The 24,751-nt window shown below is 37.9% G+C and carries 22 protein-coding genes; 19 read left to right on the top strand and 3 right to left on the bottom strand.

The window, feature by feature from the left end; translation table 11 throughout:
- Positions 1-210: 210 nt before the first annotated feature.
- The 12 genes from dapD (at position 211) to hycI (ending at position 14,292) form a co-directional block, all read left to right on the top strand.
- On the top strand, positions 211-1,038 hold the full coding sequence (dapD, locus tag AC6H0J_RS07635; RefSeq protein ID WP_005626071.1) for a 2,3,4,5-tetrahydropyridine-2,6-dicarboxylate N-succinyltransferase: 828 nt from the start codon (positions 211-213) through the stop codon (positions 1,036-1,038).
- Positions 1,039-2,455: 1,417 nt separating this feature from the next.
- Positions 2,456-3,055, top strand: a complete 600-nt coding sequence (locus tag AC6H0J_RS07630) for a 4Fe-4S dicluster domain-containing protein (RefSeq protein ID WP_005626073.1) — start codon at positions 2,456-2,458, stop codon at positions 3,053-3,055.
- 42 nt (positions 3,056-3,097) lie between these two features.
- On the top strand, positions 3,098-5,119 hold the full coding sequence (gene hyfB, locus AC6H0J_RS07625; RefSeq protein WP_005626075.1) for a hydrogenase 4 subunit B: 2,022 nt from the start codon (positions 3,098-3,100) through the stop codon (positions 5,117-5,119).
- A 9-nt stretch (positions 5,120-5,128) separates the two neighbouring features.
- Entirely contained in the window at positions 5,129-6,091 is a 963-nt protein-coding gene (locus AC6H0J_RS07620; protein WP_005626077.1) for a respiratory chain complex I subunit 1 family protein, read from the top strand.
- 9 nt (positions 6,092-6,100) lie between these two features.
- The gene (locus tag AC6H0J_RS07615) at positions 6,101-7,546 is read left to right on the top strand and encodes a hydrogenase 4 subunit D (protein WP_005626079.1); all 1,446 of its coding nucleotides are present in this window, start codon (positions 6,101-6,103) and stop codon (positions 7,544-7,546) included.
- Between the two features lie 10 nt (positions 7,547-7,556).
- A complete protein-coding gene (gene hyfE, locus AC6H0J_RS07610) occupies positions 7,557-8,195 on the top strand; it encodes a hydrogenase 4 membrane subunit (RefSeq protein WP_005626080.1) in 639 nt (212 codons plus the stop codon).
- A gap of 4 nt (positions 8,196-8,199) precedes the next feature.
- The gene (locus tag AC6H0J_RS07605; protein WP_005626082.1) at positions 8,200-9,738 is read left to right on the top strand and encodes a hydrogenase 4 subunit F; all 1,539 of its coding nucleotides are present in this window, start codon (positions 8,200-8,202) and stop codon (positions 9,736-9,738) included.
- A gap of 19 nt (positions 9,739-9,757) precedes the next feature.
- Positions 9,758-11,488 carry a hydrogenase large subunit gene (locus AC6H0J_RS07600; protein ID WP_005626084.1) on the top strand — a complete coding sequence of 577 codons (1,731 nt, stop codon included), beginning with the start codon at positions 9,758-9,760 and terminating at the stop codon, positions 11,486-11,488.
- A 10-nt stretch (positions 11,489-11,498) separates the two neighbouring features.
- The gene (locus tag AC6H0J_RS07595; protein ID WP_005626087.1) at positions 11,499-12,074 is read left to right on the top strand and encodes a formate hydrogenlyase complex iron-sulfur subunit; all 576 of its coding nucleotides are present in this window, start codon (positions 11,499-11,501) and stop codon (positions 12,072-12,074) included.
- Entirely contained in the window at positions 12,071-12,847 is a 777-nt protein-coding gene (locus AC6H0J_RS07590) for an NADH-quinone oxidoreductase subunit B family protein (RefSeq protein ID WP_005626090.1), read from the top strand. Before AC6H0J_RS07595 ends, AC6H0J_RS07590 begins: the two co-directional genes overlap by 4 nt.
- A 586-nt stretch (positions 12,848-13,433) precedes the next feature.
- Positions 13,434-13,841, top strand: coding sequence for a formate hydrogenlyase maturation HycH family protein (locus tag AC6H0J_RS07585; protein WP_005645452.1), 408 nt, complete (start codon positions 13,434-13,436; stop codon positions 13,839-13,841).
- Complete coding sequence (hycI, locus tag AC6H0J_RS07580) at positions 13,834-14,292, top strand: hydrogenase maturation peptidase HycI (protein ID WP_005626092.1); 459 nt, start codon at positions 13,834-13,836, stop codon at positions 14,290-14,292. The genes AC6H0J_RS07585 and hycI overlap by 8 nt, the downstream gene beginning before the upstream one ends.
- A gap of 52 nt (positions 14,293-14,344) precedes the next feature.
- On the opposite strand, the gene hypF is transcribed toward hycI, so the two are convergent.
- A complete protein-coding gene (gene hypF, locus AC6H0J_RS07575; RefSeq protein ID WP_118816815.1) occupies positions 14,345-16,648 on the bottom strand; it encodes a carbamoyltransferase HypF in 2,304 nt (767 codons plus the stop codon).
- A 99-nt stretch (positions 16,649-16,747) separates the two neighbouring features.
- The gene (locus AC6H0J_RS07570; RefSeq protein WP_005626096.1) at positions 16,748-17,491 is read right to left on the bottom strand and encodes a YdcF family protein; all 744 of its coding nucleotides are present in this window, start codon (positions 17,489-17,491) and stop codon (positions 16,748-16,750) included.
- Between the two features lie 133 nt (positions 17,492-17,624).
- Between AC6H0J_RS07570 and lsgA the strand changes: the two genes are divergently transcribed.
- Genes lsgA through AC6H0J_RS07535 form a run of 7 tightly spaced genes read left to right on the top strand, consistent with a single transcriptional unit; the run spans position 17,625 to position 24,398 of the window.
- Entirely contained in the window at positions 17,625-18,830 is a 1,206-nt protein-coding gene (lsgA, locus tag AC6H0J_RS07565; RefSeq protein ID WP_497513379.1) for a lipooligosaccharide flippase LsgA, read from the top strand.
- A complete protein-coding gene (gene lsgB, locus AC6H0J_RS07560; protein WP_118816817.1) occupies positions 18,827-19,741 on the top strand; it encodes a lipooligosaccharide biosynthesis sialyltransferase LsgB in 915 nt (304 codons plus the stop codon). The genes lsgA and lsgB overlap by 4 nt, the downstream gene beginning before the upstream one ends.
- Position 19,742: 1 nt before the next feature.
- Complete coding sequence (gene lsgC, locus AC6H0J_RS07555) at positions 19,743-20,804, top strand: lipooligosaccharide biosynthesis family 4 glycosyltransferase LsgC (protein WP_118816818.1); 1,062 nt, start codon at positions 19,743-19,745, stop codon at positions 20,802-20,804.
- An 11-nt stretch (positions 20,805-20,815) separates the two neighbouring features.
- Entirely contained in the window at positions 20,816-21,589 is a 774-nt protein-coding gene (gene lsgD, locus AC6H0J_RS07550; RefSeq protein WP_118816819.1) for a lipooligosaccharide biosynthesis galactosyltransferase LsgD, read from the top strand.
- A gap of 11 nt (positions 21,590-21,600) precedes the next feature.
- Positions 21,601-22,482, top strand: a complete 882-nt coding sequence (gene lsgE / locus AC6H0J_RS07545) for a lipooligosaccharide biosynthesis N-acetyl-glucosamine transferase LsgE (RefSeq protein WP_118816820.1) — start codon at positions 21,601-21,603, stop codon at positions 22,480-22,482.
- Between the two features lie 9 nt (positions 22,483-22,491).
- Positions 22,492-23,295, top strand: coding sequence for a lipooligosaccharide biosynthesis galactosyltransferase LsgF (gene lsgF / locus AC6H0J_RS07540; RefSeq protein WP_497513376.1), 804 nt, complete (start codon positions 22,492-22,494; stop codon positions 23,293-23,295).
- Between the two features lie 8 nt (positions 23,296-23,303).
- Positions 23,304-24,398 carry a lytic murein transglycosylase gene (locus AC6H0J_RS07535; protein WP_005626220.1) on the top strand — a complete coding sequence of 365 codons (1,095 nt, stop codon included), beginning with the start codon at positions 23,304-23,306 and terminating at the stop codon, positions 24,396-24,398.
- A 33-nt stretch (positions 24,399-24,431) separates the two neighbouring features.
- Here AC6H0J_RS07535 and AC6H0J_RS07530 read toward each other — a convergent pair whose 3' ends face one another.
- Entirely contained in the window at positions 24,432-24,749 is a 318-nt protein-coding gene (locus AC6H0J_RS07530; protein ID WP_005626216.1) for a c-type cytochrome, read from the bottom strand.
- Between the last annotated feature and the right edge of the window lie 2 nt (positions 24,750-24,751).

Genomic DNA, 24,751 nt, shown 5'->3' with positions numbered 1-24,751 from the left:
AGTGATTTTGGTTATGCAATGATTGCAGTTGTATTGAGTATGTCAGTCGTTTGTGGTTTAGCGCTTTCAATTTTTTAATCAATTATGTTTTAGGATCACCGCAGTTTGTTTTAATACAAAGTGCGGTGATTTTTTTAGGTGTTTTTGCGCAGCAAGCGAAAATATGGTAAAACAGATTCCATCTTATTCACACAAAACATAGGAAATACAATGTCAAACTTACAAGCAATTATTGAAGCTGCATTTGAGAAACGTGCAGAAATTACACCGAAAATCGTTGATGCAGAAACGCGTGCAGCGATTGAAGAAGTGATCGAAGGATTAGATTCTGGTAAATACCGTGTTGCAGAAAAAATTGATGGCGAATGGGTAACACATCAATGGTTAAAAAAAGCGGTTTTACTTTCATTCCGTATTAATGACAACCAAATCATTGATGGTGCAGAAACAAAATATTACGACAAAGTGGCATTAAAATTTGCGGATTACACTGAAGAACGTTTTGCTCAAGAAGGTTTCCGTGTTGTGCCTTCTGCAACGGTGCGTAAAGGTGCATACATTTCTAAAAACTGCGTATTAATGCCATCTTATGTAAATATTGGTGCTTACGTTGGTGAAGGTACCATGGTCGATACATGGGCAACGGTAGGTTCATGCGCACAAATCGGTAAAAACGTTCACTTATCTGGTGGTGTAGGCATCGGCGGCGTATTAGAACCATTACAAGCTAACCCAACCATTATCGGTGATAACTGCTTTATCGGTGCTCGTTCAGAAGTGGTAGAAGGCGTTATTGTGGAAGATGGCTGTGTTATTTCAATGGGCGTATTCATCGGTCAATCAACCAAAATTTATGATCGTGAGACTGGTGAAATTCACTACGGCCGTGTACCAGCAGGTTCTGTGGTGGTATCTGGTAGCCTTCCATCCAAATGTGGAAAATACAGCTTATACTGCGCCGTAATCGTGAAAAAAGTGGATGCAAAAACTTTAGGTAAAGTAGGCATTAACGAATTATTACGTTCTATCGAAGAATAATTAAAAAACTTGATAAAAAAGACCGCACTTTAATCATCTGCCCTGAAAAGTTAGTTTAAATTCTAGCTGATTAAGGGCAGATTTTTTATTGTGCTAAATATTTTATTTATACCAATTCATGTTTCATTTGATTTGTAATGTGTAGAATCTTTAATCTTAAAAACTTCCTCTAAATTACCCGCTTTTTTACTTAAATTTTATATTAGCATCGATACAATTGAGCTAATTTTTACTCTAACTTCCTTTTATTTTCCGCATATAGTTACTGGAGTAAAAGTGCAAGTAGGAGATCTTTCTTTTTCTCTTGATACAAGTTCAAGTGTTAATAAGGTTAATAGTATTGTTATTAGGAGTGGTGCTACTGCAACGAGATATAATTCGGTAGCTATTGTAGTTCTTTTACAGACGTTATTAATGGATCACAGTTATATGGTGTGATAAAGAATCTAATTTTGGAGATAATTTTTCTATATGGGGGAGACAATTCTGTTGCGGCCACAGTTATAAGTGATAATTTTGCTAAGAAAAGATTGATGCAGTATTAAAAAATTGAGTCAAGATGTATGGAAGAGAGTCGTTTAAACCTTCTAGAGGGGGCCGCAATAGAATTGTCAGATAATAATATTGTTGTTAATTATAAAAATGAGGGAACATTATGATTTAAATTAGCTAACAATTTAGCTGGGGGTTAGCTAGCGCTACGTTTAGCAATGCGATAGGAGATATGACTGTCATTAATGGCTCAGGCTTGACAATCACCCCGATAGGCAAATCTTCAGTGCCTTTAACGATAAATGTATTAGATATATGATGGTTATGCGATCACGAATGCAGTAGGTCATTTAAAGGATGCAACTATTCCGAAAGCTTATACACGAGGTAAGAGCTTAGTTGGTATTGCAGCTGGTAACTATCAGGGGCAAAATGGTCTTGCAGCTCGCGTAGGTTACCAATGGTAATCAGCTGGTAGCGAAAACATAATGAAAAAACACCGCAAAGTGCGGTGTTTTTTATGTCTTTTTTATTTATTCTCATTTAGAAAAGAGGATTTTTATGATGAAAATCCACTTAAAAATAGTCTCCAAAACTTGCGAGAAATCTACCGCACTTTTGTGCTAAATGAGAAAATGCCAACAGGATTTTAACATTGCATTAGCAATTGTTTTTCAATAATTAGTTTAATAGTTTCAATTACTTACAATCTTAACAAATTGAATTGAGAGTCAATCTCAATACCAAATTTTCCCTTCGATAAAAACAAAAAAATTTATGATCTCAGTCAATAAAACAATCGTTTTACTCTAGTCTGGGTAACTCTGAAGGAGTATCCTTATTTCCAGAGTGGTTATTGTGATGTATTGGTGTAATGCCTTCCACCTACTTTCTGTTTCTATCTATACATACTTTGGGGGAAAATATGAACCGTTTTGTTATAGGTGATCCGAAAGATTGCATTGGATGCAATACCTGTATGGCTGCTTGCAGCGAAGTACACAAAGCTTTTGGATTACAATCCTTTCCGCGGTTACAAGTAATGCGTAACGACGATATTACTGTGCCGATCTTATGTCGTCATTGTGATGATTCACCTTGTGCTACGGTATGCCCTGTGCATGCAATTAAGCACGAAAATGACACTATTCAATTAAACGAAGGTTTGTGTATTGGCTGTAAGCTTTGCGCCATTGCTTGTCCATTCGGGGCGATTACTCAACACGGTAGCGCGCCATTAGACGCACCAAACCACTACGACAGTTTCTCTTTCACTGATGCGGTAAAACGTGATATTCGCACCGCACCGAATAATACTGATGTTCATAATATGCTTGCATGGGAACCAGGTGTAAAAGCTATCGCAGTGAAATGCGACCTTTGCTATTTCCGTGAAGATGGCCCTGCTTGTATTCAAACTTGCCCAACAAAAACTTTATTCTTAATTAGTGATGAGAGTATCGAACAAGCAAATCGCAAAAAACGCGAAATGGCAATGGTGGGTTCTCCTGTCGTGCCAAGATAAAAGTTTATTGTTTGTTTACTCGTTAATCAATGGAGTGAAATTATGAGTTCTTCAATCAGTTTGCTCATCACGTCCTTGTTGATTTATGTCGTTGGTGCGTTTATTTCTCTCGCTGTGCGAAAAAATGAACAACTTTCAATCAATATATCCGGCGTGACCGGTGTACTTGGTGGCTTGTTAGGCATTGTTGCCTGCATTCCCGTGCTTATCAGCAACGATACGGTCGTTGATGTGTTTTCAACCCCTTTCGACTTCGCCCAATTTTCAATCCGCATTGACGGATTAGCTGCGTTTATGGTGTGTGTCATTTCTTTAATGGTTATTATCACCGCACTTTATTCCTTTTCCTATGTGAAAGAATACATTGGTAAAGGCGCTGGCACGATGGGCTTCTTTATGAATTTGTTTATCGCCTCAATGGTTGCCTTAGTCACCAGCGATAACGCTTTCTACTTTTTAGTGTTCTTTGAAATGATGTCTTTGGCATCTTACTTCTTAGTACTAACCGAACAAGATGACAACGCAACCAATGCGGGCTTGTTGTATTTCTTCATTGCTCACGCTGGTTCTGTGTTGATTATGATCGCTTTCTTTATTTTCTATTGCTACGCAGGTAGCTTTGAATTTGAAGCCTTCCGCCACACCGAGCTTTCAATGCCTTTAGCCTTTACGGTATTTATTTTGGCATTTCTTGGTTTCGGTGCAAAAGCAGGGATGATTCCATTGCATAGCTGGTTACCAAAAGCTCACCCAGCTGCGCCTTCTCATGCTTCTGCAATGATGTCTGGTGTGATGGTTAAAATCGGTATCTTCGGGATTATCAAAGTTGGTATTGATCTACTTGGCGCACACAATATGTGGTTTGGTGTGATTGTGCTTGCTTTTGGCGCAGTTTCTTCTGTGCTTGGCGTACTTTATGCCTTAGCAGAACATGACATCAAAAAACTTTTGGCGTATCACACCGTAGAAAACATAGGCATTATTATGATGGGTGTAGGTGTCGGTATGATTGGTATGGCAATCCATAATCCTGTACTTGCTATTGTCGGTTTACTTGGCGGTTTATATCACTTACTTAACCATGCGGTATTCAAAGGCTTATTGTTCTTGGGTGCTGGTTCTGTGATGTACCGTTTACATTCAAAAGATATGGATTTAATGGGCGGACTTGGCAAATTAATGCCATTTACTGCTTTCTGTTTCTTGATTGGTACCATGGCAATTTCTGCATTACCTCCGTTTAATGGTTTTGTGAGTGAATGGTTTACTTATCAATCTTTATTCAGCCTAAGCCAACACAATGATGTGGTATTACGTATCGCTGGTCCTGTTGCAATCATTATGCTTGCCTTAACAGGTGCGCTTGCCGCACTTTGTTTCGTGAAAGTGTATGGTATTAGCTTTGGTGGTGCACCACGCAGCGAAAAAGCAGCACATGCACGTGAAGTGCCAAAACCAATGGTGATTGCAATGGCAATCTTGGCATTATTCTGTGTACTTTTGGGCGTTGGCGCTTCTGTGGTAACTCCAATTATTGCCAATATTGCAACCGCACTTTCTCATAATGAAATGCTTAATTTAGCAGAAAATGGCGTAGTGGTAGCAAGCAATACACCGAATACGGTGCTTTCTACACCAATGGTGAGCATTATGTTGATTGCATTTTTTGTGTTGCCGTTTATGTATTACGCTTATACCAAAGGCAATCGTATGGCAGATCGTGCAAAAGGCAACCCTTGGGCTTGTGGTTATGCTTACGAAATGGATATGGCAGCATCTGCGGGTAGTTTTACTCGTCCGCTTCGTATTATCTTCAAACCACTTTATACCTTGCGTCAAGTGCTTGATCCTGCGCCTGCTGGTGCAAAAGGTATCAATGCATTAATTTCAGGTGCGACCAAAACAGAACCATTCTGGGAAGAAAAAGTAACAATGCCGATTGCGCATTTTATCCCATGGTTAGGTCGTAAAATTCAATGGCTACAACAAGGCGACTTCCGCGTTTATTGCGTGTACTTCGTGATTGCCTTGGTTGTGTTATTACTTTCCATTGCGTTGATGTAGGAGGAAATTATGATTTCATTACCTTCACAAATTTCCACTTCCGCTGGAATGTTCCTTTTAGCCATTGTGCAAGCGTTAATTCTTCTCGCTTTGGCACCACTCTTTTCAGGCATTTCACGGATGATTCGGGCTCGTATTCAATCTCGTCGTGGTCCGGGCTTGTTACAAGATTATCGCGACATTGCTAAATTAATGACGCGTCAAAATATTTGGCCAGATAATGCGGGTTGGGTATCTCGTGTTATGCCTTATGTGTTAATTAGCACAGTCATGGTGGTTGCGATGAGTTTACCCATGTTTACTCATCACTCACCGTTTGGGGCAGGCAGTGATTTAATCACCGTTATTTATTTGTTCGCGTTGTTCCGCTTTTTCTTCTCAATTGCGGGTTTGGATTCTAACAGTACTTTCTCAAGTTTAGGTGCAAGCCGTGAAGTGACATTAGGCGTACTTGTTGAACCAATCTTAATGTTGGCATTCATTGTGATTGCTTTAATTGCAGGTTCTACAAATTTTGCAGTGATTAGCACCGCACTTTCTAGCCAACCTTGGCAATATCCCGTTGCAACAGTAATTGCCTTAGTTGCCGCTGCTTTTGCGATCTTTATTGAAATGGGCAAAATCCCATTTGACTTAGCTGAAGCAGAACAAGAACTTCAAGAAGGCCCACTTACTGAATATTCAGGCCCTTCTTTCGCCTTATTGAAAGTCGGTTTGAGTTTAAAATCAATGGTGGTTGCCTCTATCTTTGTGAGTGTGCTTTTCCCATTCGGTGCAGCACAAGAGTTCACGGTAAGTGCGGTCATTTTAGGCATCGTTTCTTTCTTTGTGAAATTACTCGTGGTATTTATCGCCGCATGTGTATTTGAAAACACATTGGCACGTACCCGTTTTATGCTAACAGGACGTTTAACTGTGGTCGGTTTCGGCATTTCAGTGTTGGCGTTTGTGTTTTACTTCACAGGATTGTAAGGAGGAAATATGGAACGTTTAGCACTAATTACAATCATTTTGCCGTTTGTCGGTGCGTTTATTGTGGGGTTGAACAAACAATCTTTCCCAAAAATTGCCACAATTTTTGCCGCACTTGCTACCCTTGGCACACTGGCTGTGGCAGGGCAGTGGTATGCAAATGGCGTACAATCTGTCACCTATGATTTAGTTAAATTTGGTGATACCGCAATCTTCGGCGTGACCTTAGATGCAGTGAGCACTTTAATTGCCTTTGCCGTTGTGGGGTTAGGTTTCTTAATTTGCTTATATTCTTGTGGTTATTTAACCGATAAAAACCGTGAACATCCGCATAACGGATTACCTCGTTTTTATGCTTTCTTATTGATCTTCATCGGTGCAATGGCGGGCTTGGTGTATTCATCAACTTTAGCGGGTCAGTTGCTTTTCTTTGAAATCACAGGGGGATGTTCTTGGGCATTAATCAGCTATTATCAAAGCCAAAAAGCAATGGCGGCTGCGATGAAAGCGTTGATTATCACTCACGTAGGTTCATTAGGTTTATATCTTGCCGCGGCTTATTTATTTAGCCAATCTGGCACATTCTCTATCACGGCGTTAGAACATCTTGCGCCAGAAGCGAAAACTATCGTGTTATTTGGCGTGATGTTTGCTGCATGGGGTAAATCAGCGCAACTTCCAATGCAAATTTGGTTACCAAATGCGATGGAAGCGCCAACACCTGTCAGTGCGTATTTGCACGCCGCATCAATGGTAAAAGTGGGCGTCTATATTTTCGCTCGTTCCGTGATGTCTGCTGGTGAAATTCCGCACATTGTGGGTGAGGTGGGAACTGTGATGGCAATGATTACATTGATTTATGGTTTCTTAATGTACTTGCCACAAGCGGATTTAAAACGCTTACTTGCGTATTCAACTATTACTCAACTTTCTTACATTTTCATCGGGCTTTCTCTTGCAGCATTAGGTTCTAAATTAGCTTTTGTTGCAGCGATTGCTTATATCTTTAACCACGCCTTTGCGAAAAGTTTATTCTTCTTAGTTGCAGGTTCATTGAGTTATGCCACAGGCACACGTTCAATGCCTCGTTTACAAGGGATTATGCGCACCATGCCTGTGGTTGGTACTGGATTTGGTATTGCTGCATTGGCTATTGCTGGTGTGCCGCCGTTTAACGGTTTCTTCAGTAAATTCCCATTATTTGCCGCAGGTTTCGATCTTGGACAAGAATATTCATGGGTAACTTGGTTAATGGTGATTGCGTTGATTGAATCTACTGCAACGTTTGTTTGGTTGCTTTATAAATTTGGTCAATGTGTTATCGGTAAACCATCTGAAAACGTGCAAAATGCACAACCATTGCCATTCTCTATGACATTTGTTTTAGTGATTTTAATGGTGATGTCTGTGTGTTCTAGCTTTATCGCTGCCTATTGGTTAGGCCTTGCGGGTTAAGGAGAGAATTATGTTAATGATCAATGTATTAGCGAGTTTGCTCATCATTACATCGCTTTGTGTCATTATGGCAAAAACCGCAAAAAAATCCGCGTTATGCTATGGCTTACAGTCTCTTGTATTGGTGGTGTTATTCGTTTATTTGGCATTTGAAATGCAAGCTCACGAACTTTATATGTGGTCCATTAGTGCATTCATCACGAAAGTATTATTAGTGCCAGGAATTTTAATCTTTTCTTTACGAAAAATTGATGAAAGTCAAACTCCTGCAGGAATGAATGTCGCTTGGTTGATCCCGATCACATCTATCATCGTTTGCTTATGTTACTTTGTTGTCATTCCAGTGAACTTACCGTTAGTTGAACATTTAAAACCAGCGTTGTCAGTCTCACTTAGCCACTTCCTTTTAGGTTTAGTGTGTATTGTGAGCCAACGCAATATTGTGAAACAAGTTTTCGGTTATTGTTTAATGGAAAACGGTGCGCATTTAACGTTGGCTTTACTTGCCAACAATGCGCCAGAATTAGTTGAAATCGGCATTGCCACCGATGCGATTTTTGCGGTCATCATTATGGTGGTGTTGGTGAATAAAATTTACCGCACTTTCAACACTGTTGATGCTAAACAACTTATGAGTTTGAAGGGGTAACGCTATGTATGAACAATGGATAATTGCGTTATTAGTCGCACCTTTAGTCATCGCTTTTGAAAGCTTTGCACTACGCGGAACAAAAAATCGGACAGTTTGTACCGCATTCCATATTACTGGGTTAATTTTGATGTTGTTCTTTTCTGTACAGGTCATTTCTGGCGTGTTGGAAAAAGGCAATATCAGTGCATTTAACAACTGGGTGTATGTTGATAGTCTTTCTGCCATTTTCTTAGGTTTAATTGCTGTCGTGGGTTCACTTGCTGGAGTGTATTCCATCGGTTATATGAACACAGAATTGGAAGAATGGCATATTGATTTTAAAACCTATGCACATTACCACGGCTTCTTACACTTATTCTTCTTTACGATGATTGTGTCAGTTATCACCAATAACTTAATTTTAATGTGGGTTGCCATTGAAGCGACAACATTAAGCTCTGCGTTTTTGGTCGGTACTTACAAACAAAAAACATCCCTTGAAGCTGCGTGGAAATACATCATCATCTGTTCTGTTGGCGTCGCTTTCGGTTTATACGGAACACTTTTAACCTTTGCTAATGCAAATGGCGTGCTTGCTGATCCAAGCCAAGCGATTTTCTGGTCAGCAGTGAATCAACAAGCCACAGGTTTAAACCCAATGTTGATGTATATCGCATTCGCTTTCGTATTGATTGGTTTCGGCACGAAGTGCGGTCTATTTCCAATGCATACTTGGTTATCAGACGCACACAGTGAAGCACCAAGCCCAGTGAGTGCAATTTTATCAGCGGTGTTATTAAACTGTGCAATGCTTGTGGTGTTGCGTTACTACACATTAGTTTCAAAAGCGGTTGGCGCAGAGTTTCCACAAACTTTAATGTTGATCTTTGGTTTACTTTCAGTGCTTGTGGCGGCGTTATTTATCATCGTGCAATTTGATATTAAACGTTTGCTTGCTTACTCAAGTATCGAAAATATGGGCTTAATCAGTTTCGCTTTCGGTCTTGGTGGCCCAATTGGGGTATTTGCAGGTTTACTTCACACCATCAACCACAGTCTTGCGAAAACCTTATTATTCTGTGCATCGGGTAATATTCTATTGAAATATAAAACTCGTGATATGAATCAAGTGCGTGGATTATGGCGTGTTGCACCAGTGAGTGCGGTGCTTTTCGCAGGTGGTGCGTTGGCATTGGGTAGTATCCCTCCATTTAACGTATTTGTGAGTGAATTTAGTGTTGTGGTTGCAGGGATTACAGCGGGTAAAACTTGGTTAGTTATTTTATGCTTAATTTTACTCACTATCGTGCTTGCAGGACTTGCCTTAATGCTATTAAAAACAGTGCTTGGCAAACAACCTGATAATGTGGAAGCAGGCGAAGTCAGTAAAGTCTCTTTGGCGGCAATGGCCATACTATTGTTGTTAATGTTTGTAATGGGTATCCATATTGCAGAGCCAATCTTGCAGTTACTAAAAAGTGCGGTAGGAATTGTGCTTGGATCTGAACATGTGTCCTTTGGCGATATGCTAGTTTTACCTTGGCAAAGTTTAGCGAAATGATCGACAACTGGGGGAAAAAATGGAATTAACTAAAAATACATCGGTCGATCCGGTAAAAATGCTCGGCAAAAATTATATTGAAGCCGTTAATGCAAAATTTCCGAATACCATTTTAGATGAGGAGTGGTCTACACCGAATCAAGTGACTTTAACAGTGAAAACTAATATGTTACCTGATGTGGTGGAATATCTTTACTATCAACATGAAGGCTGGTTGCCATTAGTTTTTGGTAACGATGAACGCTCAATTCATGGTCATTATGCAGTGTATTATGTGCTTTCTATGGAAGGTGTCGTCAAAACTTTTGTGACGATTAAAGCACTCGTAGATCCAGTCACACTCGAATTTCCTTCCGTGACACCGAAAGTCAAAGCGGCGGTGTGGGGCGAACGTGAATTATTCGATATGTACGGTTTAAAAGCCGTCGGTCTTCCCGATCAACGTCGTTTAGTGTTACCAGATGACTGGCCAGATGATCTTTACCCATTACGTAAAGATTCAATGGACTACCGTTTGCGTCCAGATCCAACTACGGCAACGGAAACCTATGAGTTTATTAACGAAAAAGGCGAAGCACGTATTGTTCCACTTGGCCCGTTACATATCACTTCGGATGAACCAGGACATTTCCGTTTATTCGTGGATGGGGAAGATATCATTGATGCGGACTATCGTTTATTCTATGTACACCGTGGTATGGAAAAATTGGCAGAAACCCGAATGGATTACGATCAAGTCAATTTCTTGGCTGACCGTGTGTGCGGTATCTGTGGTTTTACTCATAGCGTTGCTTATGCTAACTCAGTCGAAAATGCGTTAGGTATTCAAATTCCTGAACGTGCACAATGGATTCGTGCAATTTTGTTGGAAGTTGAACGCTTGCACAGTCATTTATTGAACTTAGGTTTATCTAGCCACTTTACCGGTTTTGATACAGGCTTTATGCAATTCTTCCGTGTGCGTGAAAAATCCATGACCTTGGCTGAAGTACTAACTGGTGCACGTAAAACCTATGGTATTAACCTTATCGGTGGTGTGCGTCGTGATATGTTGAAACATCAACGTGAACAATGCATTAAGCTTATTGCAGAAATGCGTGAAGAAATCAAAACATTGGTGGACATTTTACTCAATACGCCAAATATGGAACAACGTACTGTGGGCGTAGGTAAATTAGAACGCCAAGTAGCACGTGATTTCAGTCCTGTTGGGCCATTAATTCGTGCCTCTGGTTTTGCCCGTGATGTGCGTAAAGTTCATCCATTCTCAGGTTATGGCGATGTGCCATTCAATGTTTTCACTGAAGATGGTTGTGATGTCATTTCTCGTGTGAAAGTGCGGGTAAATGAAGTGTTTGAATCCATGAATATCATTGATTATATGGTAGATAACTTGCCAACTGGTGCGATTATCACTGAAGGTTTCAATTACACCCCTGGACGTTTTGCTTTAGGTATCACGGAAGCGCCGCGTGGTGAAGATATTCACTGGTCAATGCTTGGCGATAACCAAAAATTATATCGCTGGCGTTGTCGTGCAGCGACTTATGCAAACTGGCCAACTTTACGTTATATGTTGCGTGGCAATACGGTATCAGATGCGCCACTTATCATTGGTAGCCTTGACCCTTGCTATTCTTGTACTGACCGTGTGACGGTGGTGGATGTACGTAAACGCAAAGCTCAAACGGTTTCTTATAAAGAAATCGAACGCTACGGCATTGAACGTAAAAATTCACCATTAAAATAGGGGGCGCACAATGTTTAAATTACTTAAAACCGTATTAAATGCGGGGGATGTTACCACTAAATATCCGTTTAAACCCTATGAAGTTGATCCTGATTTCCGTGGTAAACCAGAACTGAACTCTGATCAATGTATTGTTTGTGCAGCCTGTACAATGGCATGTCCAGCTAATGCGCTTACCATGCGTACTGATCCTGAAACAGGCGAACGTACTTGGTCATTATTTTTAGGCCGCTGCATTTTCTGTGGCCGTTGTGAAGAAGTTTGTCCGACAAAAGCCATTCGTTTAAGCCAAGATTTTGAATTATCAGTCAGCAATAAACAGGATCTTTATCAAGAAACAACCTTTACTACAACGATTTGTCATCAATGTGGTCAACCTTTTGTTTCTCATAAAGAACTCAATTATGCCGTGGATTTATTCAAACAAACGTTGGATAACGATGAACTGGTAAAACATAAATTAGCGGTGCTCAATACTTGCCCAACCTGTAAACGCCAAAACAGTTTGGAAAAAACCGCCGATATGGAATCCAATATGCGCGTGAAATTGGCGTTATTTGATCACGTTAGGGAGATTGCAAGATGAACACACAAATCCCAATGCCCGTGAATGGTATTTCAACGCCATTTAGTGTGGATGAAAACATTGCGAAAATGAAACAAACTTTGTTGAAAAATATTCAACGTTCCGCTTATGTTTACCGTGTTGACTGTGGCGGTTGTAATGGTTGTGAAATTGAAATTTTTAGTACCATTACACCAACCTTTGACGCAGAACGTTTTGGGATTAAGGTTGTTGCCTCTCCTCGCCATGCGGATATTTTATTATTTACTGGTGCGGTAACTCGTGCAATGCGTACACCTGCAATGCGTGCTTATCAAGCTGCACCCGATCCAAAAATCTGTATTTCTTATGGAGCGTGCGGTTGTGGTGGCGGTATTTTCCATGACTTGTACTGCGTGTGGGGCGGTAGCGATCAAATTGTACCAATTGATGTGTATATTCCTGGTTGCCCTCCAACTCCAGCCGCGACTATTTATGGTTTTGCAATGGCACTTGGTTTACTTGATCAAAAACTCAAAGGTAAACAAGAAATTGCCGATCCTAATGCAGAGGCTAAATTACGTTTCCCAAATATTCCATTAGATTTACGCGTGGAATTAGAACGTGAAGCGCGTCGTTTGGCTGGTTATCGACAAGGTGGAGACATTGCTAATCAATTTATGAGTATGATGTCTGAAAAAGATCAGGTTCCATTTGGTGTTCGTCTTGGCGAATTTTTGGAACGTGAAGCGGATCCTCGTTTGAGTGAAATCGTAAACCGATTACATGCAATTAGTATGCCGTTTTCGGGATAGTCTAACGATTGCTAAATAAACTAATAGCTCCGTTTTGATTTCTGCCAAATCTCCCCTTACCCCTCTTTGCTAAAGAGGGGAATAAGAGCGGTCAATTTCAATTTGGTTTTCTGCATTAACAACAGAAAACTAAAATGAGAGAGAAGATACTTTATTGCTAAAGAAGAATTCTCTATTTGGAAAAGAGAGTAATAAGAGCTGTCAATTTCAATCTGGTTTTCTGCATTAACAACAGAAAATTAAAATGAGAGAGAAGATACTTTATTGCTAAAGAAGAATTCTCTATTTGGAAAAGAGAGTAATAAGAGCTGTCAATTTCAATCTGGTTTTCTGCATTAACAACAGAAAATTAAAATGAGAGAGAAGATACTTTATTGCTAAAGAAGAATCCTCTCTTTGGAAAAATAGAGGAATAAGAGCGGTCTATTTCAATCTAGTTTTCTGCATTAACAACAGAAAACTAAAATGAGAGAGAAGACATTTTATTGCTAAAGAAGAATCCCCCTCTTTAGCAAAGAGGGGGAAGGGGAGATTTGGCAGTATTGATTAGCGAAGAAATTACTTTACAAGTTTTATAGGACGTACCATGACAACCCAAGTTTTTTTCTATTTACTCAATGAGCGTTTTGTTGAAAACGATGAGCAAGTTCCAGAGCAAGCCAAGCAAGTAATGTATTATTCCCTTGCGATTGGCCACCACGTTGGAGTAATTGACTGTTTTAAAAAATTGCTAATTTGTGATTATGCCGATTACCAACGTTTTGTAGATACTTTCCCTGAAGGGGATGCAAAACGTAAATTTGCGGGCTTAATGAAATTTGGTGAAATTGTGATTGATTCAAGTCATGTGAATTTATTGGCTAAGGCACTAGATGAAAATAGATCCAATTTTTCGCCTGAACATCAAAAATGGGTCGATATTTTAATGGATACGCTTGCTTCCATTCAGCGTGAACCTGTGATGTATATTATGGTGAAACGCCGTGATGAATGAAAATGTAATCCTAACTGTTGGTAACACAATGATGGGCGATGACGGCGCTGGCCCTTATCTTGCTCAGCTTTGTAGTGAAAATCCGTTGCCAAATTGGACCGCACTTGATGGTGGTTCTGCACCGGAAAATCTTGTGCATCAGATCCGTGCCATGAAACCAAAGCGTTTAATTATCTTTGATGCAACAGAAATGGAATTGCCCGTTGGCAAAATTCGTATTATCGATAAAGAACTCATTGCAGAAATGTTCTTCGTCAGCACGCATAATTTGCCACTTAATTTTTTAATCGAGCAATTAGAGGAAGATATTCCTGAGGTTATTTTTATTGGTATCCAGCCCGATCTTGTTTCCTTTGGTTTTCCGATGAGTGAAGCTGTAAAAAGTGCGGTGGAATTTTTCTATGGATTTTTGAAGGATGGGGGCGATTTAGGAGAAATTACTCGATTGTAATTGCCTTCATTCATAAAAACGATCGCTTAACTTGCGATCGTTTTTTTATATGTTAATAAGCAACATTTGTTAAAATGAATTTGGCATTAGCAGACAATCTTGATGCGATCATCGCTTGCCCTAGACTTAATCCGCCATCTCCCATTGGATATTGATGTGCGCTTAACACATTAAACTCCACAAGCTCTTGTTTCAATAAACGACGTAATAATTGGTTATGCATTACACCGCCTGAAAGTACAATGGTTTTGCAATTGTGGCGTTTGGCTTGCTGACAAGCTAATTCAGCAAAACCTTTTGCTAGCGCATAATGGAAAATAAATGCTTTGTTTTCTTTGGAATCATCGTAATCCAGCCAATTTTGCCAAAATGTGGCTAAATCCAATTGATTATTTTTGATTGGCATTTTAACCTGAATATTGACCGCACTTTTTTCATCTTTGATAAAATCAGATTTTGTGGCTAGCGCTTCTAAATAACAAGCTGCTTCCCCCTCCCAAGAGAGTTTGTCACCCACAATACCTAACCCATAAGCTACGGCATCAAATAATCTACCAGCCGATGAAATAAGAGGGGAATTAAGATTACGTTCAATGGCATTGGAAAGAGGCTCCCAAGGCAATTTGGAACAAGTTTTAGCCGCAATTTCACGCCAATTGGGTACAAATTTTTGAAGATGAGCAAGCCAATTACGCCAAGGTTGGGTGGCTGCAAGATCGCCTCCTGGCAAAGCAACGGCAGGTAATCCACCTAAATGTTGAGATTGTTCGCCATCTACTAATAAACATTCACCGCCCCAAAGTTGCCCGTTAGCCCCCATTCCAATTCCATCTAAAGCAAGACCAATCACTTTTTCATCACAATGATGTTCAGCTAATACAGCCGCAATATGTGAGTGATGATGTAAAACTTCCACATAAGGTACCGATAATTTTTGTGCGAGGTTTTTTCCCGTTTTTGATGAAAAATAACCTGAGTGAGCATTCACCGTGATTAAATCCGGTTTGAATTGATAAATTTGGCAAAATAAGTCGATATTATTTTCTAATTGTTGTTGCACAAGCTCATTGGCGGTATCACCAATATGTTGGCTAACAACGGCTTTATTTTGTTTTAGTAGGCAAAATGTATTTTTAAGATCAGAACCCAACGCTAAGATATTTTTTGTATTTTCCGTTTTCAATAGCATTTCATCTGGAACGTAGCCACGTGCTCTGCGTAGCATTTCTACACCATCAAAAGAGGCTCTCACTAGGCTATCATCAGCGCGCTGCAAAATATCGCGATTATGGCAAAGATAGAAATCTGCTAAATTACTTAATTTTTTCACCGCACTTTCGTTATCTAAAACAGGTGGTTCGCCACTAGGATTGGCAGATGTCATGACGAGCGGTTGATTGATTTCACGTAAAAGCAAATGCTGTAATGGATTACTCGGTAACATCACCCCAATTTCATTTAGATTCGGGGCGATATTTTCTGCGAGATTGGACACTTTATTTTTTTGTAACAAAACGATTGGTGCAGCTGTGCTAGTGAGTAGTTTGATTTCGGTTTCTGTTAAATTTTGTAAAAAATCTAAACCTGGCACCATTACGGCAAGAGGTTTGCTTGGTCGATGTTTACGATCTCGCAGTAATTGAACCGCATCGAAATTCTGTGCATCGCAAGCTAAATGAAAACCGCCGAGCCCTTTGATTGCTAAAATTTTTCCTTCTTTTAGCAAAAGTGCGGTTTGTTTTAAGGCTGTTTGATGTGTTGCAAGTTGATGTTCGCTGTCTTGTAACCAAATATGCGGGCCGCAAACTGGGCAGGCATTAGGTTGGGCATGAAATCGACGATCTGCTGGATTTTTATATTCATGTTCACAATCTGGGCAGAAAGGAAAATCCGACATCGATGTATTTTTACGATCATAAGGAATTTTTTTGATGATCGTAAAACGAGGCCCGCAATGGGTGCAATTAGTGAAAGGATAGTGATAACGACGATTTTCAGGATTGAATAAATCCTCTACGCAAGCGGGACAAGTGGCGGCATCAGGCACAATTTGTGTGTCCATCGCATTGTTTTCGCTTTCTCGAATGACAAATTCAGCAAAGTGCGGTAGATTTTCCCAGTGTTTTTCACATTGTTGAATATCTGTGATCAGTGCTAAAGGCGGTAATTTTTCTTGTAAATCTTTTAAAAAATGTGTAAGCGCATCTTTTTCTGGATTTACAAATCGAATTAATACGCCTTGCCCATCATTATTTACATCGCCCTTTAGGCCATATTCATTTGCTAATAACCACACAAAAGGGCGAAATCCCACACCTTGCACTTTGCCTTTAATGCGTAATTCGATTCCGTTCATAACTTGTTCTCTACATCAAATTGAGTGGTTTTTATGGTAACCGAAAATATATGTGCAAGCTGTGATTTTCATCAAAGAAGATTCGTTTTTATAAGCAAATTATTGTGCGTAATGGGCTTTCCAATAACCAATCCACTCTTTTAATAAAACCATATTGCTATTTAACGCACCTAAGTCAGGAACAAAAGATTTTGCAGATAGATTTCCTTTGCTGCCATAGTTTGCCGCTGCTGCTGGAAGAACATCAAATCCTTGTTTTTCAAAAAGATATTTGGCTCGTTTCATATGCCACTGATTTGTTACTAAAATGATTTTTTGAATATTATCTTTCACTAAAATATTTTTAGTGAAACTGGCATTTTCTTCCGTATTACGGGCTTTATTTTCGATCCATTGCGTTGGCACATTAAAGAATTGGTTAAGTTCTTTTGCCATTAAGTCACCTTCAGAAATGCCTATCAAAGAATAGCCCGTGGTTAAAATAGGCAAGCCCGTTTCTTTTTGTAAAAATGCCGCATAACGTAAACGTTCTAGTTGCGGTGCGCCAGAAGTCGTTTCTGCATACAGTTCTTTGGTTGGGTAAGATCCACCGCCTAATATAACGATGGCTTGAGCTTGTTTATAGTCATCTAGGGTAAGGGCTGGAGTGTCATCATTATCTGTTAGAAATGAACTAGTAAAAGGCGCACTCATGACATAAAGCCACGTGAAACTGATAAGCGCAATAAATTTGGCTAATTTTTTGAAATGAATACGATAAAAAATTACTGCAATAATCAGTAATACAAAGGTATTGAGAGGTGGTGCGATAAGTGCGGTAAGAAGTTTTCCTAGTTCTAACATAGATAAGATCCTTGATATAGAGCGGTTTCATTATAATGATTAGTCATAGCTTGTCTATGTTGATTTTGTTAAAATAAGCCCCCTTATTTTTTGATAAACAAACGCTCGAATTCACAAAAGTGCGGTTATATTTATGAAAGTTTTTAAAGACAGTGTCATTTACCTTGTTGGGGAATTATCGTCAAAGTTAGTTCCTTTTTTACTTTTGCCTTATTTATCGCGTAAATTGGGCGTAGAAGGGTATGGCTCACTTTCTTATTATCAAACTTTTTTAAGTTTATTTTTGATTGTGGTTTCTTTAACTCAAGAAGGCGCAATTTCCCGTTATTTTTATTTTTACGGAAAACGTTCATTAAATTTAGTGGTGAATACAGGCTATGCTTATACCACAATAATTGGCTGCATTATTTTAATTAGTTGTTGGATTGCCCAGTCTGAAATATTATTTTACGCAGCACTTTCCTCAATTTTTCAATCTTTCTTAAATGTTCAGCTAAGTGTAAGACAATGCCAGAAAAAGGCTTGGTCTTATGCTTTTATTCAATTTTCACTCACTGTTACTGGGGCGGTGTTTACCGTCGCATTGCTCGAGAATTATCAAAATGATCTTGTTGAAAAAAGAATTTTGGCCATTTTATTGAGTAATTTAGTCGTCTGGTTTTTTTCTTATTTTCTTTATAGAAAGAGTGCAACATCTAAAAAATATCAATTTAAACATTATCAATCTGCATTATTTTATATTTTAGGATTTGGATTGCCGCTCATTTTGCATCATGCGAGTTTTTTCTTAAAAGGGCAGTTAGACCGTATTTTTATTTATCATAAATTCAGTGAAACAGATTTAGGGCTTTATGCCATGGGTGCTCAACTTGCTTTGGTCGTTTCTATTGCTATTCAAGCACTTAATAAAGCGATCATTCCCTATTTTTATGAAGCCTTAAAACAAAAAAAATTAGTGATTCAACAGTTACATAAATGGGCGCTATTTTCCTTTTTGCTGATACCTATTCCTGCTTTAGTCATGTGGATTATTCCTGAAGATGTGCTCGTTTGGATTTTAGGAAGCCAATTTGTGGGAACGAAATATTATTTTATTTTATTTTTAATTTCGACCACATTAAGTATTCCTTATTTGATTTTAGTTAATTATCTTTTCTATTATGGAAAAAATAAACTTATTTCCCAATGTTCGGTTTTATCTACAATCATTTATGTAGTAAGCCTTGTAGCTTTAACTTTTACAGAAATTAAATATATCCCTTATGCTGGAATCATTGGTTCGCTTTCCATTATTCCTATTCTTTATTTTATGACATCTAAAGTGAGTAAAACCCTATGAATCTCATTCTTTGTTGCACACCATTGCAAGTATTAATTGCGAGAAAAATCATTGAATTACATCCTAACGAGCAATTCTTTGGCGTCATGTTTGGTGGTGTATGGGATAAAAAAAGAACCTTGTACGCGAGTAAATTAGCGGAGGTTTGTAGTGATTCGATGAACATTGATACGGGAAAAGATCTAAAGGGTTTCGATTCCCTAAAATTAATGCGCCAGCTTAAGAATAAAATTACACACAAAGGTTTTGATAAGGTTTTTCTCGCCAATCTTAATTCATTATGGCTACAAACTTATCTTAGTCATGTTTCATTTAAAGAGCTTTATACCTTTGATGATGGTTCAGATAATATTTTCCCACATCCTAATTTATTGAGAGAGCCTGATACATTTAAATATAAACTGATTAAAGCCTTTATTGGCGATAGATATAGTGTGCATAAATTATTTAAAAAAATAAAAAAACATTATACGGTTTATCCTAATTATAAAAATATTGTTCCCAATATTGAACCTATTTCCTTATGGGATAATAAAGTAGATGGTGAGATAGATGGCGAGGTCTCATTTTTTATTGGGCAACCATTGTTAAATACAAAAGAGGAAAACGTCTCATTAATAAAAAAATTAAAAGATCAGATTCCTTTTGACTATTATTTTCCTCATCCAGCAGAAGATTACCGAGTGGATGGGGTAAATTATGTTGAATCAGAACTCATTTTTGAAGATTATGTCTTTAAGAATTTATCGGATAAAAAGGTGATTATTTACACGTTCTTCAGTTCTGTTGCATTTAATTTATTAAGTCATCCTAATGTAGAAATTCGTTTTATTAGAACGAGTATTCCAAGATGGCAATTCTGTTATGATTCATTTCCAGACCTTGGATTAACGATTTATAAGGAAATTTAAGATGAAAAGAATTGGTTTCTTTATTATGAATATCGAAAGTGCGGGGGGAACAGAGCGCGTTTCCATTAATGTTGCTAATGCTCTTGCTAAACAGGGATATGATGTTTCTTTTATTAGCATTGGCGGTAACAAGCCTTTTTTCCAAGTCGATGAAAAAATTAATATTTACGCAATGAATAAATTGCCCTATTCATTGAAAAAAGATTATTTTTCTATCACAAAAAAATTAAGAGAATTGGTTAAAGAATTACAGCTGGATACCTTAATTGTGGTTGATGGTGCGATTATGCTTTTTTCTGCTTTGGCGTTGGTCAATTTACATGTAAAGCATATTTTATGGGAGCATTATTCTTTTAACTTTACCGGCAATCGTCTAGTTCGCACACTCGGTAAATATTTAGCTTCAACAAGATGTGATAAAGTCGTTACATTAACCGAATCAGAAAAAACGCTGTGGCAAGAAAAATTTAAAACGAACAATATAATCAGTATTGCTAATCCAAATACGCTTTTGCCAAAGAATAAATTAGCAAAATGGGAAAATAAAACTATTTTATCTGTAGGGCATTTATTTTCTTATAAAGGTTTTGATTATTTATTAAAAGCCTGGCAAGTTTTAGCAAAAAATCATCCCGATTGGAATTTAAAAATAGTGGGATCGGGTGAGGAAGAAGAGAATTTAAAAAATCTTGCTAAAGCATTGGATATTGAAGATTCCGTTAATTTTATTCCTCGTACCAATGATGTGGCTTTTTATTATGAAAGTAGTTCAATTTATTGTTTACCTTCACAAACAGAAGGCTTACCTTTAGTCGTTATTGAAGCGATGGCATTTGGCTTACCTATTGTTGCCTTTAATTGTTCTCCGGGCGTAAAGCAATTAGTTGAACATAAAGAAAATGGTTTTCTTTGTGAACAAAATAATATTGAGGAAATGGTTAATGGTTTAGATTTATTAATGAATAATCCTGAACTTTATCAACAAATGTCAGACAAATCTTGTTTAATGAGTGAATATTATGGCATTGAGAAAATTATTGAAGAATGGAAAGCGATTTTATAAGGAATAATTGTATGTTAAAAAAATATTTGATCTCTTTAGATAAAGATATTCAACGTCGGGAATTATTCTTTTCTCAAAAAAACACTGAGGATTTCCACGTTTTTTCTGCCATTAATACCATGAAAAAAGATTGGGATGAATTAGCCTCTATTTTTAATATTGAAAAATTTAAAGCACATTATGGCCGTAATGTCACTAAGGGCGAGATTGGCTGTACCTTAAGCCATCTTTCTGTATACCAAAAAATTGTTGAAGACAATGATATCGCTGAAGATAGCTATGCGTTAGTCTGTGAAGACGATGCTTTATTCCACCCAGATTTTCAGCAAAATTTAACCGCACTTTTAGCAGAAAAACTTGAGTCTGAAATTGTATTGGTTGGGCAGTCAAAAATTAATGATTTCAATGATTTTGATTTAGAAATTAATTATCCGATAACCTTTTCTTTTTTATGCAAAAAAACAGGCAATGTAAATTACGCTTTCCCTTATAAAAGTTATTTTGCAGGAACGGTGGGCTATCTTATTAAAAAATCAGCTGCAAGAAGATTTATTCAGCAAATTTCTCAAAACAAACCGTTTTGGTTAGCGGATGATTTTTTACTATTTGAACAGGATTTTAATATAAGAAATAAAGTGGTTCGCCCTCTTATGGTCATTGAAAATCCTGTATTGATAAGCAATTTAGAAAGTATTCGTGGATCTTTATCCAATAATTTGTTTAAAAAATTAATGAAATATCCATTGAAAAAAATCTTTGCGATTAAGAAAAATTTGGCTAATTAAAGGAAGGAATTATGTTAAGCATTATTGTGCCTTCTTATAATCGAAAAGCAGAAGTGCCAGCTTTATTAGAAAGTTTAACTCAACAAACATCGACTCATTTTGAAGTGATTATTGTGGATGATTGCTCAAAAGAAAAAGTCGTCGTTGAGCAACGCTATTCTTTTCCAGTTACAGTTATTCGTAATGAAACGAATCAAGGTGCAGCAGAAAGTCGTAATATTGGTGTGCGTGCATCAAAGGGAGATTGGGTGCTTTTTCTCGATGATGATGATCGTTTTATGCCGGAAAAATGTGAAAAAGTATTACAAGTGATTGAGCAAAATCCAGGCATTAATTTTATTTATCATCCAGCTAAGTGTGAAATGGTCAATGAAGGGTTTACTTATGTGACTCAACCGATTGAACCTCAAGAAATCTCGACAGAACGTATTTTGTTAGCCAATAAGATTGGTGGCATGCCAATGGTTGCGATTAAAAAAGAGATGTTTTTAAAAATAGGCGGATTATCGATCGCACTTCGTTCTTTGGAAGACTATGATTTCTTGTTAAAACTGCTACAAGAGCCAAGTTTTACCCCTTATAAAATTAATGAACCTCTAACTTATTGTACTTTCCATACCAAACGTTCAAGTGTGTCTACGGATACCACTAATACGCAGAAAGCCATTGATTATATTCGTGAGCACTATGTGCAAACGGTAGAGCAAGCTCGTAATTTTGATATTAACGCGAGCTATATTTTGGCTTATCCCCATATCATGAATTTATCGCGTAAAGCGGCAAAATATTATTTTGATATTTTTAAGAAAACAAAAAGCATTAAGCAATTTATTATTACGTTGGTTATTTTAATTTCGCCAAAATTAGCCATTAATTTAAAACGGTTTATGTAGGAAAATAAAATGAAATTTTCAGTCCTTATGTCCTTATATATTAAGGAAAATCCTCAATTCTTGCGGGAGTGTTTTGAAAGTCTTGTGGCACAAACTCGTCAAGCAGATGAAATTGTCTTGGTATTTGATGGCGCAGTAACGCCAGAATTAGAATCTGTTGTGACGGAGTTTGAAACAAAACTGCCATTAAAATTAGTTAAATTGCCGCAAAATCGAGGCTTAGGCAAAGCCTTGAACGAAGGTTTATTGCATTGTGCTTATGACTGGGTTTTCCGTATGGATACCGATGATATTTGCGTGCCTGAGCGTTTTGAAAAGCAAGTGGCGTTTATTGAACAGCATCCTGAAACCATCATTTTTGGCGGACAAATTGCTGAATTTGGTGAAAATGTAAATGATATTGTGGCATATCGTAATGTGCCAACGTCGGCTCAAGAAATTATCAAATTCACGCAAAAACGTTGTCCGTTTAATCACATGACGGTGGCATATCAAAAAAGTGCGGTCATTAATTGTGGTGGATATGAAGATCTTCAAGAAGATTATTATTTGTGGATCAAACTTGTTGCACAAGGTTTATATGTGGCGAATTTGCCTGATATTTTAGTTTATGCACGAGTAGGAAATGGCATGGTGAGTCGCCGCCGTGGGGTCAATCAAGCCAAAGCAGAATGGCGTTTGTTCAAATTAAAATATCGTTTGGGAATTCAAGGATTGTTATCTGGATTATTTACTTTTGCATTGCGTTTTGGTTCTCGTTTATTGCCAACCTCGTTATTGAAAAACCTTTATCAAACTTTTTTACGTAAATAGGAAATCCGATGAAATTGAATATGTTATTTAAAATTTCTGCATTATCCACCGTACTTTTTTTAGTTGGTTGTTCTAGTTCGTCTGATATTAAGCCTGTGGTGAATAGTGCCAGTTATACTAAGCAAAGAACGCCAGAAAATTTTAATGATTATGTTCAATTTTTAAAAGGTAAAGCAGCCGCTGAAGGCGTATCATTATCGGTATTAAATGCTCAAAATAATATTCTCTATATGCAAAAGGCCGTAGATTTAGATCGTGAACAAGCTGGTAAAATTCGTAAAAGAGATCCTAACTCACCTCCAGTGGCTAATCCTAATGGCACGAGCAATTATCTCAATAGGGTGCTAATTCAAAATAAAGTCAATGTCGCGGCTGAGCGTTATTGGGAAGTGCAAGCCCCATTGCAAAAAGCAAGCCAAAAATATGGTGTTCAGCAGGAGTATTTGCTTGCGTTATGGGGAATGGAAAGTAGCTTCGGGCATTATCAAGGCAAATATGATGTACTTTCTGCAGTGGCAACCTTGGCTTTTGAAGGTCGTAGAGAAAAATTATTTACGAAAGAATTTATCTCAGCCATGAAAATGCTTGAAAAAGATCATATTCAACGTGAACGTATGTTAGGTTCGTGGGCGGGCGCGATGGGACAAACTCAGTTTATGCCAAGCACTTTCTTACGTTATGCGGCTGATGGAAATAATGATGGTGTAAAAGATATTTGGAAAAACCAGTTTGATACTTTTGCTTCTATTGCAAATTATTTGCATACAGTAGGTTGGGATAATAGTTTGCCTTGGGGCGTAGAGGTGATGCTTACGCAACCTATTGATTTGAGTTATTCTGGTACAGAAAGCAATAAAGCTCGTTCTTTAAAAGATTGGCAAGCGATGGGGCTAATTTTAAAAAGCGCCAATCCACAGGAGCAAGCAAAATTAAGTACACTTGAAAATGCTCAGCTTTGGTTAGTTCGCCCTGATCGCGAAGCGGGCAGAGCATTTTTAGTTTCAAATAATTTCCGTACTATTTTGGATTGGAATAAATCTAATTATTTTGCGTTGAGCATCGGTATGTTTGCTGAACGGATTAAAGATAATGTAGGGTTGTGATAAAAATGCGGTCAATATTGACCGCATTTTTGTTTACTTATTTTTTAATGTCGGCACAAATTCAGACAGCATTTTTATCTCTTCTTCACTCAATCTGCTTTTTACCATGTTACCTGCACCTTGTATTTTTCCACTTTTACGATCGGAAAGTGCGGTGTAAATTTCCTCTGAATTAAGCGTATTGATAATTATGGATTGTCCCAATGCTGACTTATCAGCGGATTTTCCATGGCAAGTCGCACAGGTTCGTTTATAAAAATTTTCAGCTTGTTCCGTATTAACATCAGCCAATACAAATTGGCTGGCAGTGAGTAAACTTAAAGAGAGTAGAGTAGTGTAAATTCTTTTCATAG

The organism is Haemophilus sp. THUN1691 (genome assembly GCF_059704425.1).
The sequence above is the reverse complement of the archived record's forward strand: the minus strand, read 5'-3'. Positions and strand labels throughout refer to the sequence as shown.

Coding starts and splice junctions, on each gene's coding strand:
- hyfB (WP_005626075.1), top strand. CDS start 3,098: ATGAGTTCTTCAATCAGTTTGCTCATCACGTCCTTGTTGATTTATGTC.
- AC6H0J_RS07535 (WP_005626220.1), top strand. CDS start 23,304: ATGAAATTGAATATGTTATTTAAAATTTCTGCATTATCCACCGTACTT.
- AC6H0J_RS07620 (WP_005626077.1), top strand. CDS start 5,129: ATGATTTCATTACCTTCACAAATTTCCACTTCCGCTGGAATGTTCCTT.
- AC6H0J_RS07600 (WP_005626084.1), top strand. CDS start 9,758: ATGGAATTAACTAAAAATACATCGGTCGATCCGGTAAAAATGCTCGGC.
- hycI (WP_005626092.1), top strand. CDS start 13,834: ATGAATGAAAATGTAATCCTAACTGTTGGTAACACAATGATGGGCGAT.
- AC6H0J_RS07605 (WP_005626082.1), top strand. CDS start 8,200: ATGTATGAACAATGGATAATTGCGTTATTAGTCGCACCTTTAGTCATC.
- AC6H0J_RS07585 (WP_005645452.1), top strand. CDS start 13,434: ATGACAACCCAAGTTTTTTTCTATTTACTCAATGAGCGTTTTGTTGAA.
- dapD (WP_005626071.1), top strand. CDS start 211: ATGTCAAACTTACAAGCAATTATTGAAGCTGCATTTGAGAAACGTGCA.
- AC6H0J_RS07530 (WP_005626216.1), bottom strand. CDS start 24,749: ATGAAAAGAATTTACACTACTCTACTCTCTTTAAGTTTACTCACTGCC.
- lsgF (WP_497513376.1), top strand. CDS start 22,492: ATGAAATTTTCAGTCCTTATGTCCTTATATATTAAGGAAAATCCTCAA.
- lsgA (WP_497513379.1), top strand. CDS start 17,625: ATGAAAGTTTTTAAAGACAGTGTCATTTACCTTGTTGGGGAATTATCG.
- AC6H0J_RS07595 (WP_005626087.1), top strand. CDS start 11,499: ATGTTTAAATTACTTAAAACCGTATTAAATGCGGGGGATGTTACCACT.
- lsgB (WP_118816817.1), top strand. CDS start 18,827: ATGAATCTCATTCTTTGTTGCACACCATTGCAAGTATTAATTGCGAGA.
- lsgC (WP_118816818.1), top strand. CDS start 19,743: ATGAAAAGAATTGGTTTCTTTATTATGAATATCGAAAGTGCGGGGGGA.
- AC6H0J_RS07590 (WP_005626090.1), top strand. CDS start 12,071: ATGAACACACAAATCCCAATGCCCGTGAATGGTATTTCAACGCCATTT.
- hypF (WP_118816815.1), bottom strand. CDS start 16,648: ATGAACGGAATCGAATTACGCATTAAAGGCAAAGTGCAAGGTGTGGGA.
- lsgD (WP_118816819.1), top strand. CDS start 20,816: ATGTTAAAAAAATATTTGATCTCTTTAGATAAAGATATTCAACGTCGG.
- AC6H0J_RS07630 (WP_005626073.1), top strand. CDS start 2,456: ATGAACCGTTTTGTTATAGGTGATCCGAAAGATTGCATTGGATGCAAT.
- lsgE (WP_118816820.1), top strand. CDS start 21,601: ATGTTAAGCATTATTGTGCCTTCTTATAATCGAAAAGCAGAAGTGCCA.
- AC6H0J_RS07615 (WP_005626079.1), top strand. CDS start 6,101: ATGGAACGTTTAGCACTAATTACAATCATTTTGCCGTTTGTCGGTGCG.
- AC6H0J_RS07570 (WP_005626096.1), bottom strand. CDS start 17,491: ATGTTAGAACTAGGAAAACTTCTTACCGCACTTATCGCACCACCTCTC.
- hyfE (WP_005626080.1), top strand. CDS start 7,557: ATGTTAATGATCAATGTATTAGCGAGTTTGCTCATCATTACATCGCTT.